The sequence below is a fragment of the Malaciobacter halophilus genome (genome assembly GCF_002837275.1).
GTDB lineage: Bacteria > Campylobacterota > Campylobacteria > Campylobacterales > Arcobacteraceae > Malaciobacter > Malaciobacter halophilus.
Genome location: NZ_NXIF01000057.1, coordinates 1 through 11211, shown reverse-complemented (window position 1 = coordinate 11211; position 11211 = coordinate 1). Strand labels below are relative to the sequence as shown.

The 11211-nt window shown below is 27.8% G+C and carries 11 protein-coding genes; 8 read left to right on the top strand and 3 right to left on the bottom strand.

Translation table 11 applies throughout. The features are described 5' to 3' along the window. Positions 1 to 181 precede the first annotated feature (181 nt). From CP960_RS12770 to CP960_RS12755, 4 genes are read left to right on the top strand one after another with little or no spacing between them, the layout of a single operon-like run. Positions 182 to 1108 carry an AEC family transporter gene (locus CP960_RS12770; protein WP_101185875.1) on the top strand — a complete coding sequence of 309 codons (927 nt, stop codon included), beginning with the start codon at positions 182 to 184 and terminating at the stop codon, positions 1106 to 1108. A 1-nt stretch (position 1109) separates the two neighbouring features. Then, positions 1110 to 1685 carry a hypothetical protein gene (locus CP960_RS12765; protein WP_101185874.1) on the top strand — a complete coding sequence of 192 codons (576 nt, stop codon included), beginning with the start codon at positions 1110 to 1112 and terminating at the stop codon, positions 1683 to 1685. Beyond that, complete coding sequence (locus tag CP960_RS12760; protein ID WP_101185873.1) at positions 1685 to 2614, top strand: AEC family transporter; 930 nt, start codon at positions 1685 to 1687, stop codon at positions 2612 to 2614. Before CP960_RS12765 ends, CP960_RS12760 begins: the two co-directional genes overlap by 1 nt. Before the next feature lie 31 nt (positions 2615 to 2645). Further along, the gene (locus CP960_RS12755) at positions 2646 to 3167 is read left to right on the top strand and encodes an NlpC/P60 family protein (RefSeq protein WP_101185872.1); all 522 of its coding nucleotides are present in this window, start codon (positions 2646 to 2648) and stop codon (positions 3165 to 3167) included. Here the strand turns inward: CP960_RS12755 and CP960_RS12750 are convergent. Further along, on the bottom strand, positions 3164 to 3643 hold the full coding sequence (locus CP960_RS12750) for a hypothetical protein (RefSeq protein WP_101185871.1): 480 nt from the start codon (positions 3641 to 3643) through the stop codon (positions 3164 to 3166). The two genes, CP960_RS12755 and CP960_RS12750, sit on opposite strands and share 4 nt — an antisense overlap. Further along, entirely contained in the window at positions 3643 to 6198 is a 2556-nt protein-coding gene (alaS, locus tag CP960_RS12745; protein ID WP_101185870.1) for an alanine--tRNA ligase, read from the bottom strand. The genes CP960_RS12750 and alaS overlap by 1 nt, the downstream gene beginning before the upstream one ends. Positions 6199 to 6329: 131 nt before the next feature. Here alaS and trxA point away from each other — a divergent pair, with 131 nt between their 5' ends. From trxA to CP960_RS12730, 3 genes are read left to right on the top strand one after another with little or no spacing between them, the layout of a single operon-like run. After that, entirely contained in the window at positions 6330 to 6647 is a 318-nt protein-coding gene (trxA, locus tag CP960_RS12740; protein WP_101185869.1) for a thioredoxin, read from the top strand. 57 nt (positions 6648 to 6704) lie between these two features. Continuing rightward, positions 6705 to 8891 (top strand): sensor histidine kinase, encoded by a 2187-nt coding sequence (locus CP960_RS12735; RefSeq protein WP_101185868.1) that lies wholly within the window; start codon positions 6705 to 6707, stop codon positions 8889 to 8891. Then, positions 8888 to 9544 carry a response regulator transcription factor gene (locus CP960_RS12730; protein WP_101185867.1) on the top strand — a complete coding sequence of 219 codons (657 nt, stop codon included), beginning with the start codon at positions 8888 to 8890 and terminating at the stop codon, positions 9542 to 9544. Before CP960_RS12735 ends, CP960_RS12730 begins: the two co-directional genes overlap by 4 nt. A 13-nt stretch (positions 9545 to 9557) precedes the next feature. Here CP960_RS12730 and CP960_RS12725 read toward each other — a convergent pair whose 3' ends face one another. Beyond that, entirely contained in the window at positions 9558 to 10889 is a 1332-nt protein-coding gene (locus tag CP960_RS12725) for an alanine/glycine:cation symporter family protein (protein ID WP_101185866.1), read from the bottom strand. Between the two features lie 184 nt (positions 10890 to 11073). On the opposite strand from CP960_RS12725, the gene CP960_RS12720 reads away from it, so the two are divergent. After that, positions 11074 to 11211: FAD-dependent oxidoreductase (locus tag CP960_RS12720; protein ID WP_133121142.1), on the top strand; the 138-nt coding region annotated here is incomplete at its 3' end.

Here is an 11211-nt window from a genome sequence, read left to right as displayed (position 1 = left end):
ATATATAAACATAGTGTAATTATTATAAACTTATTCTGGATTTTTCTCCCTCTCCATGATTTTTATTATCACATTTACTTCCTTATCCTTTCTTATAAAAATCTCAAAACTAATTAAAAATTATAACTGAATATTAAAAGAGATTTTAGGTATAATTATAGCTTTCACAATAAGGAAAGCTATGAACCTATTTTTTATACTTCTTGGAAAAATTTTCCCTTTATATTTAAATATTTTTGCTGGATATATTCTTACAAAATATTTAAAAGTAAGAAGAGATATAATTGCTTTTTTATTGGTTTATATTCTTGGTCCTATTGTAATATTTTTTGCTACTATATCTATTGAAATAAATTTGCAAATAGTATTTTTACCAATATTTGTATTTTTATTTGGAAGTGTAATTGCTTTTTATGTATTAATAAGGCATAGTAAACATTGGAATGATGCAAGTGTCAATACCTTAGCTTTTACATGTGGGACTGGAAATACAGGATATTTTGGAATACCTTTAGCTATGCTTTTGTTAGACCCTTTAGTTGCAAATATATTTATTTTTGTAACTTTATCTTCATTGCTTTATGAAAATACAGTAGGTTTTTATGTTACAGCAAAGGGTAGTTTTACAGCCTTACAATCTATTAAAAAGATTTTAAGACTTCCTTTAGTTTATGCTTTTATATTAGGAATTACATTAAACTTAAATGGTGTGAAAACACCAGAATTTATTATTCCATACTTTGAAAACTTAAAATGGATATATGGAATACTTGGAATGATGATGTTAGGAATGGGCTTAAAAGGTTTTACTTTGCAAGATGATTTTGATAAAAAATATATAAAAATTGCATACTTTTATAAGTTTATAGTTTGGCCTGCTACTATGTTGATTGTAATTTTCTTTGATAGAACATTTTTTAATTTTTTAGATGAAAATATTTATAAAGTATTATTTTTAGTATCAATTGTACCATTAGCAGGTAATACGGTAACTTTAGCAATATTACTTAAAGCAAAACCTGAAAAAGCAACTTTTACGGTTTTATTAAGTACTTTAATATCAGTTGTATATATTCCTTTACTTTTAACTTTATATGGAGGTTTTTAAGATGAAAAAACTACTTTTTATAAGCTCTATTTTGATTTTATTTGTTGCTTGTACACCTTTTAGTGTAAATAGTATGAAATTACCAACAAAAACTTTAGATTTAAAAGGTGCACAAACAACTGCAACTTTTCATCCTTGTGCAAATTTTTCATATACTTCAAAAATTAATGATAAAAATTATGGAAAACTATTCATTGAATATATAAATTTAGATAGTAATTGCTCATGGAATGGCTTTGAAAGAGGATTTTTTGAAGAACTATTTAAACAAACTTTGAAAATTAAAAGTATGAAAATTGTAGAACAGTATGATTTTGATAATTATGAATTTACTACATACTTAATAGATAATAGTAGTTATGTAAACTTAATTTATGTATATGCAGTAAATAGAACTAAGTTTATTTTAGATTATAATGCAAAGTTATCTTTGGAATTAATAAAAGAGTATAAACCTTCATATGAAAGTAAATATCTTCATAAAAATAGATTTAAAAAAGATTACAGTATGAGTTTAGTAAGAATGGCGAATTTTTATTCATATTTCTCTAAAGAAAGCAATAGGTTTCTTGATTAATGACTCTTTTTTTTATTCTATTATTAAAAATCACTCCTTTATATATAAATATCTTACTTGGTTATTTAAGTGTAAAGATTTTGCAAGTTAAAAAAGAATCAATTGCTAAATTAATTATTTATATTATTACACCAATAGTAGTATTCTCTTCTACAATTAGTGTAAAAATAGATTTAAGTTTAACTCTTTTACCTATATTTTTCTATGTATTTACTTCTTTAACTGCTATTATTGTTTATAATCTTTTTAAGAAACAATGGCCTGATGCAACATCAAATATTTTAGCCTTTAATGCAGGAACTGGTAATACAGGATATTTTGGAATTCCATTAGCTGTATTATTTTTTGAACCTCATATTGCTGACATTTATATTTTTATACAATTAGCTTTTATTTTTTATGGTAATACAACAGGTTTTTACATAACTGCTAAAGGTAATTTTACAGTTAAAGAGTCACTTAGAAAAGTTTTTAGATTACCAATAATTTATGCATTTATTTTTGGATTAGTTTGCAATCTTTATGGTATAAAAATTCCTGAAGAGTTATTTGTTTATACCTCTCAATTTAAAGCAGTATATGGAATTTTAGGAATGATGATTTTAGGAATGGGCTTAGTTGGATTAAGAAAGAGTGAAGATTTAGATAAAAAATTTATATTTTTAAATTTCTTTTTTAAATATGTTTATTGGCCTTTAATGGTTCTTTTATTTATTTATCTAGATAAAACTTTTTTATATTTGATAAATGATGAACAAATATATAAAGTTATGTTTTTATTCTCTATTGTTCCTATTGCAAATAATGGTGTTACTTTAGCAATTATAAATGGAATAAAACCTGAAAAAGCTACACTTACAGTATTGCTTAGTACAATCTTTTCAATGGTTTATATTCCTATTATGATAGTTTTATATGGTGGATTTTGATATAATTTTTTAAACATTAAAAGATGAGGCGATGAAAAGAGTTAAAAACTGTCTATTTCTAAGTTTACCTTTACTATTTAGTGGTTGTTCGTTATCTTTGCAAAGTGCAAAAGATATGTTTTTCAAAAGTGAACCTAAAGAGCAAATAGTTATAAAAAGAGATTCAAATATAAAACAAGATGCAATTGTAAATGCACTACTATCTCAATATGATGAGTGGAAAGGTGTAAGGTATAGATATGGAGGAAACTCCAAAAAAGGTATTGATTGCTCTGCTTTTATTCAAAGAACCTTTAAAACAAAACTAAATAAGAAAATTCCAAGAACCACTTATTATCAATCAAGAGTTGGTAAAAAGGTATCTAAAAGTGAAGCAAAAGTTGGAGATTTAGTTTTTTTTAAAACAGGTAGAAACAGTAGGCATGTGGGTATATATTTAGATGATGGTAAATTTATGCATGTATCTAAGAAAAAAGGTGTGATTATTTCGACACTAAATAATGTCTATTTTAAAAAGCATTTTTGGAAAATTCAAAGGGTTTTAGAGGATTAAAATCCTCTAAGTGTAATACCTAAATATATAGCTATAAGTCCTAAAAATATATTTAATGGGATAAAGTATTTAGCTATTGGTAAAAGCTGTTTTTTGCAACCTGTAAAGTCACCTTCATTAAAATATTTTTGAGCTTTATTTCTTTTTACGTAAATAGTAATAAAAACTATACTCATAACAGTCCAAATAATCTCTTTTGCTATTACTACACTATATAAGCTTGTACCTTTAAATCCTAGTACTAAAATCATTATAATAGCAGTAACTAGAAGAGTTATTATTGTAGGAATTACCATATTAAAAAATCTTTTTAGATTTTCAAGTGTTCTTTCTAGTCTAATTTTTGGCTCTTGAATACCTTGCATAGAGTAATGAATAGCAAATCTTATAGCTATCATTCCTCCTACCCAAATTACAGCACTTATTACGTGTAAAAAGATAAGTGCTGCAAGGTTGTTTTCAAATATTTGTAACATTATAAATTAGCTTTTACAAACTCTAAAGCTTTTTGTTTTGCTTCATCTATTTTTGAAACATCTTTTCCTCCAGCTTGTGCGAAGTCAGGTCTTCCACCTCCACCTCCACCAACTATTGGAGCAACTTCTTTTATCCAGTCACCTGCTTTAACAGCTGTATTTTTGCTACCTGCAACCATCATTACTTTCTCACCTTTTGGCTGTAAAAGTAAAACTGCAAGTTTTTCATTTGCATTTTTTAAATCATCAACTATTTTTTTAATATCACCATTTTTAACAATATCTACAACTACTTTTACATCATTGATAATCTCTTCATTTATAGGAGTAGCAGTTGCACTTTGAGCTTCTTCTAACTCTTTTTTCAGCTCTTTTATTTGCTCTTTAAGTTTTTTTACTCCAAGTGTTACATCAAGATTTTTAACTTCGTTTTGTACTTCTTCATACTTTTGAATAATATCATTAGTATAGTTTATAGCAGCAACTCCACAAACAGCCTCAATTCTTCTAACTCCAGCACTAACACCTGACTCTTTTAAAATATAAAAGCTTCCAATATCTGCACTATTTTTAACGTGTGTTCCACCACAAAACTCTACACTTACTCCATCAAAATCAACTACTCTTACAATATCACCATATTTTTCTCCAAACATAGCAATTGCGCCTTTTTGTTTAGCCTTTTCAATTGGAAGTTCTTGAATATTTGATTTAATTCCTCTTACTATCATTGAGTTTACTAAATCTTCTACTTCTTTAATCTGTTCTTTGCTCATAGCTTTTGGATAAGTAAAGTCAAATCTTAATCTAGAAGCGTCATTTAATGAACCAGCTTGAGCTACATTATCGCCTAATACCATTTTTAAAGCTGTTTGAAGTAAGTGTGTTGCACTGTGGTGTTTTGCTACTTCATATCTATTTACTACTACACCACTTACTTCTTCATTTACACTTAAATTAGAGTTTGAAACTTTAACCTGTGATAGGTTTAAATCGAAGAATTTTTTTGTATCAAGAACTTCTGCAATATGGTCTTGGTCTTCAATTACTCCAATATCTCCTGCTTGACCACCTGATTGTGCATAAAAAGGAGTTTTTTCAAGCATAACCCATCCAGTCTCACCAGCATTTAAAGAAGTTACTTCTTTAAAGTCTTTATCTAATAAACTTACAATTTTAGAGTTTGCTGAAGTTGTGTTATAACCTACAAATTCATTTTTGCCATATTTTTCTAATAACTTTTTAAAGTCACCCTCAGTAGAACTATCTCCACTACCTTTCCAAGCAGCTTTTGCTTTATTCCTTTGCTCTGTCATAAGTTCATCAAATCTATTTATATCTACTAGTAACTCTTTATCTCTTAACATATCTTGAGTTAAATCTAAAGGAAACCCATATGTATCATAAAGTTTAAATGCTACTTCTCCAGAAAACTTCTCTTTTGTATTTTTTAACTCTTCTTCAAATAGACTCATACCTGAATCAATTGTTTTGAAAAATCTATCTTCTTCTAAAGTAATTTGCTCTTTTATATACTCTTTTTGCTCTCTTACTTCACTGTAATGTGAACCAACAATAGAGTCTAAAGTATCAACAAGTTTAGCCATAAAAGGTTCTCTAAAACCTAGAAGGTATCCATGTCTTACAGCACGTCTTAAGATTCTTCTTAGTACATACCCTCTACCTTCCTTATCAAATAAAATACCTTGACTAATCATAAAAGATACAGCTCTTAAATGGTCTGCAATTACTCTAAAACTTCCAATATTCTCATTAGTTGGATTTTTTGAAGCTAACTGTTTTGTTTTTTCTATAATTGGCATAAAAAGAGAAGAGTCAAAATTATTTAATTTCCCCTCTTTTATAGCAACAACTCTTTCAAGTCCCATTCCTGTATCAATTGATGGTTTTGGAAGAGGAGTCATTTTTCCACTTGAATCTCTTTCGTATTGCATAAATACTAAGTTCCAAATTTCTAAGAATCTATCTCCTTCTCCACCTAAATAGTCCTCTTGGCTATTAAAGTGCTCTTCCCCTTGGTCATAAAAAACCTCAGAACAAGGTCCACAAGGCCCAGTATCTCCCATAGACCAAAAGTTGTCTTTATCCCCAAATCTTTTGATTCTATCTTCACTTATGTGCTCTTTCCAAAGTTCAAAAGCTTCATCATCACTTGTGTGAATTGTAACCCAAAGTTTATCTTTAGGTAAAGCTAGATTTACAGTTACAAACTCCCAAGCATAAGCGATTGCTTCTTTTTTAAAGTAATCACCAAATGAAAAGTTTCCTAACATTTCAAAAAGTGTGTGGTGTCTTGCTGTATAACCAACATTTTCTAAATCATTATGTTTACCACCTGCTCTTACACAAAGTTGACAACTTGTCGCAGTTTTATTCTTTGGTGTTGGAATAGAACCTGTAAAGATATCTTTAAATTGCACCATACCAGCATTTGTAAATAGTAGTGTAGGATCATCTGGAACAAGGGGCATGCTAGAAACCACCTCATGTCCTTTACTTTTAAAAAATTCTAAATACTCTTTTCTTACATCCATGAAATTACCCATTATTAAATTGAAGTATATATTTTACCCAAATTAAAATTTATAGAAGATTAGTACAACTTCAATTTAAGTTTAGCTTAGTATAATTATTGCACTTAATATTTTGAAATAGGGGAATTGATATGGGTAAGTATATTGACTTAACAGAAGAGAATTTTGACTCAACAGTTGCAAATGGTATATCATTAGTAGATTTCTGGGCTCCATGGTGTGGACCTTGTAGAATGTTAGCTCCTGTTATTGAAGAGTTAGCAGAAGAGTTTGATGGAAAAGCAAACATTTGTAAAGTAAATACTGATGAGCAACAAGACTTAGCAGTAAAATATGGAATTAGATCTATTCCAACAATCATTTTTATGAAAGATGGTGAAATCGTAGATCAAATGGTTGGTGCTTCTTCAAAGCAAGCACTTGCTGATAAAATTAACTCTTTAGTATAATATAAAATCTTAGGAGAACTCTCCTAAGATTACTTCATAAATAAGCTTAGGGAAAAAGTGAAATATATAAAATTATTACTTCTTTTTTTTACACTATTTAATACTTCAATACTTTTTGCAAATTTTGAAAAAAATGTTCTAATTTTGAACTCTTATCATAGAGGTTTTTTATATAGTGATAATATTATTAAAGGTATTGAGAAAAGTTTTTATAAAAGAGGCGAAGTAGATATAAATGTTTTATATATGGATTATAAAAGAGTAAAATCAAAAAAGTATTTAAAAAAACTAGTAGAGCTTTATTCCTTACAACTTAAAAATAGGCAATATGATTTAATAATTGCCCTTGATAAATTTGCTTATAACTTTGCAATAAAAAATTATAGTAAACTTTTTACAAATGAACAGATTGTTTATACAGGTATTGAAGAGTTTAATAAATCAAAATTAGAAAAATACAATCTACAAAACAAAGTACATGTAGTTCTTTCAAGAAGAGATATTACAGATAATATAAAGTTTATAAGTAGAGTTATGCCTAAATTAAAAAAGCTTTATATTATCAATGACTCTTTAGAGAGTGAAAAAACAAATTTTTATGTTGAAAAAGCTTTTAAGCAGATGAAAAAACGTTTTGAAGTTGAGTACATAGAGCATTCAACTTTAAGAAAACTTAGTAATAGATTTAGTTTTAAAAAAGCAAATGAAGCAATATTTTTTGTAAAATTTTATGAAGATGAGAATAAAAACTTAAATAAAGATAGTGAAATAGCTAGGTTTATAAGTTCAACTAGACTACCTTTATTTGCTACTGATGATTTATTTATAAAAAAAGGAATTGTGGGAGGGAAGCTTGTACCTATTGTAAAACTAGGAGAGGCTTCAGGTAATGTAGCTTTAGATATACTTGATAATAAAATTAATTCTACAATTAGAAAAAGTATTGAGTATGATTATACTTTTGATAGTTTACAATTAAGAGAGTATAAAATCAATCCTTACTACTATTATAGTAATTATAAGATTGTAAATAAACCTTTAGATTTCTTTGAAAGGCATAGAACATTTTTAGAAATACTTTTTTTACTTTTCCCTTTATTAGTTTTACTTGTAATAGGATTACTTCATAATATATACTACAGAAGAAGAACAGAAAAACTTTTAAAAGAGAGAATTGATTTTGATGAGACCTTATTAAATGCAATTGAAAGTCCAATATTTTGGCAAAATAAAGATGGAAGAGTAGTTGATTTTAATAGCAAATTTAGTTCAATGATAGGTATCTCAGAAGAGAACTTATATTTTAGTTCTTTAAAAAAATTAAGAGGAATAAAAAGAGTAGGGAAACTTCTTGATGCTTTAGAGAAGTACTCTAAAAAACCAGAAAAAAATTCACAATTTAGATTTGAAACAAAAGATGGTAAAAGAAGAGTTTATTTAATAAAACAAGCAAAATATAAAGATGAAAAATCTAAAAATAGTGGTTTAGTTACAATTTTAACTGATGTAACAAAAGAGAAAGAGATAGAGCAAGAAAAAGAGAGAAATCAAGAGTTTTTAATACAACAATCAAAGCTTGCGGAAATAGGGGAGATTTTTTCTGCAATTGCTCATCAATGGAAAGCACCTTTAGTTGAAATTACTACTATTGCTCAAGAGAGTTTTTACTCTAGTGATATAAACAATAAAGAGAATGAATCATATGTAAAAGATATTATGACGCAAGTAAAGTATATGAATGATACAATAAATGATTTTCAAGAGTTTATAAAACCTTCAAATAGAAAAACAAGATTTGATATACATGAAGCTATAATTTCACTTTTAAAAATTGTAGATCACAATATTAGATTTAACTATATAAAAGTAGATGTTTCTTTAAAAGAGAATACTAATGTTATGGTTTATGGCTATAGAAATGAGTTCATGCAAAGTTTATTAAATATAATAAATAATGCAAAAGATGAGTTGGTTAATAATGATTTCAAAAATAGAAGTATAAATATTGAAATTTTTAATGACCAAGGAAAACTACTTGTAAATATAAAAGATAATGCAGGTGGAATAAATGAAAAAGATATGAAAAATATTTTTAATCCTTACTACTCTACAAAAGCTGATGGGAGTGGAATAGGGTTATATATGACAAAAGTTATTATAGAAGATAAAATGAATGGTAAAATTCAAGTAAAGAATACAAAAGCTGGTGCTTGCTTTACTATTATATTGGAGCAAAACAGATGAAAATACTCGTCTTAGAAGATAATGAAAGATTATTAAAGTTGATTAAAAACTCTTTAGAAAAAGAGGGGTTTATAGTTGATTGTTTTGATAATGGAGATGATGCTTTAGATGCCTTACAAGGTGGTTATAAGTGTTTTATTTTGGATATAAATGTTCCTTTAATAGATGGAATTACTATTTTAGAGTATATAAGAATGCACTATAAAGAAGTGCCCGTTTTAATAATTAGTTCAAACCATGATTTAGAAAAAATAGAAAAATCTTATAAAATGGGTTGTGATGACTATATTAAAAAGCCTTTTTATATTTTTGAACTTATTCAGAAAGTAAAAAAACTTTGTAGTCCAGCATCATTTAAATATCAATTGACTCAAAACTGTATATTTGATATAAAAGAGCATAAGCTTTATATAGATGATGATGAGGTAGAATTAACAAAAAAAGAGATTCTTTTTTTACAACTTTTTTCACAAAATTTGCATCATGTTGCAAGTTATGATGAGATAGTAAATTATGTTTGGGAAGGGGAAGAAACAAATCTTACAAATATAAGAGCTATGATAAAACGTTTAAGAAAGAAACTCCCAACAGATAGTATTGTGATTGTAAAAGGTATGGGATACTCTTTAAATAAAAATGCAAAATTTATATAAGAGGAAAAACCTCTTATATTTTATCTTCGTTAAAATATCTTTTTGTTTCTGATGAGATTATATTAGATAATAGTAATAAACCTATTAAGTTTGGAATAGCCATAAGTCCATTTGCTAAATCTGAAAAGTTCCAAACAAGTTCAAGCTTAAGCATAGCTCCAACTAAAATAAAACTAACAAAAACAATTCTATAAAGTTTAATAGCTTTATCTCCTAAAAGATACTCAAAAGCTCTTTCTCCATAATAAGACCAACCAAGTATAGTTGAATATCCAAATAAAATAGTTGCAATTACAATAATAACAGCACCTGTATCACCTAAGAAGAATTCAAAACTTTTTAGTGTTAATTCACCTGCTCCAACTCCTTCTTGCCATGCTGGTGCCATAAGTATAATTACAGCTGTTGTTGTACAAACAACAAGTGTATCTATAAAAGTTTGAGTCATTGATACTAAAGCTTGCTTTACTGGATCGCTAGTTTTCGCAGCAGCAGCTGCAATTGGTGCTGAACCTAAACCTGATTCATTTGAAAATACACCTCTTGCTAAACCATATCTAATTGCAGCAGCAACAGCAGCACCTGCAAATCCACCACCTGCTGAAATAGGATTAAATGCATGATAAAAAATCAAACCAAAAGCTTCTGCAACTTTATCTAAATTTGTAAAAACAATAGCAAAAGCAGTAGTTAAATAAATAGCTATCATAAATGGAATTAAAAAAGCAGTTGTTTTTCCTATTGTTTTAATTCCACCTAAAATTACAAAAGATGTTATTGTTAATAAAACAATTCCTGTAACCCAAGTTGGTACAGAAAATTGAGAAGATAAAGCATTTGCAACGGCATTTGATTGAGTCATATTTCCTATTCCAAAAGATGCAAGAACTGTAAAAACAGCAAAAGTTGCTCCTAGTTTTGGCATATTAGCACCTTTTGCAATATAATACATAGGACCACCTTTGTAGCCATTTTTACCTTTTTCTCTATATTTTACTGCTAAGATTGCTTCAGAATACTTTGTAGCCATACCTACAAGACCAGTTACCCACATCCAAAAAACTGCTCCTGGTCCACCAAATGAAATGGCAGTTGCTACACCTACAATATTACCAATACCAACTGTTGCTGCTAAAGCAGTTGTTAGTGCAGAGAAGTGTGAAATATCACCTTTTGCACTTTTCTCTTTTACAAAAATAAGTTTTAAAGCATGTCCTAACGCCCAAAATTGCATACCTCTTAACTTAATTGTTAGATATAAACCTGTTCCTACTAAAAGTGTTAGCATAGGAACACCCCATACAAATGAGGAGATTGCTGAAATTATAGTATCTAATGTTTCCATACAGTATTTGCTCCTTTTAAGTCTTTATAAAATAGCAAAATATATATTAAATTTAAGTGAGATTTCAACTAATAAATTATTAAAGATTATAAACTTAAGTAATTAAACTACACATCTTTGATTAACCTATTGCTTAATATTTTTACTGTATGATTCTTTTTTAATACAATAAAGGAATTTACACATGTTAGATTTAGCGATAATAGGTGGAGGGCCAGCAGGATTAACAGCTGGATTGTATGCCACAAGAGGTGGATTAAAAGATGTAGTAATGTTTGAGATGGGGATGCCAGGAGGACAAATCACTGGAAGTTCAGAAATC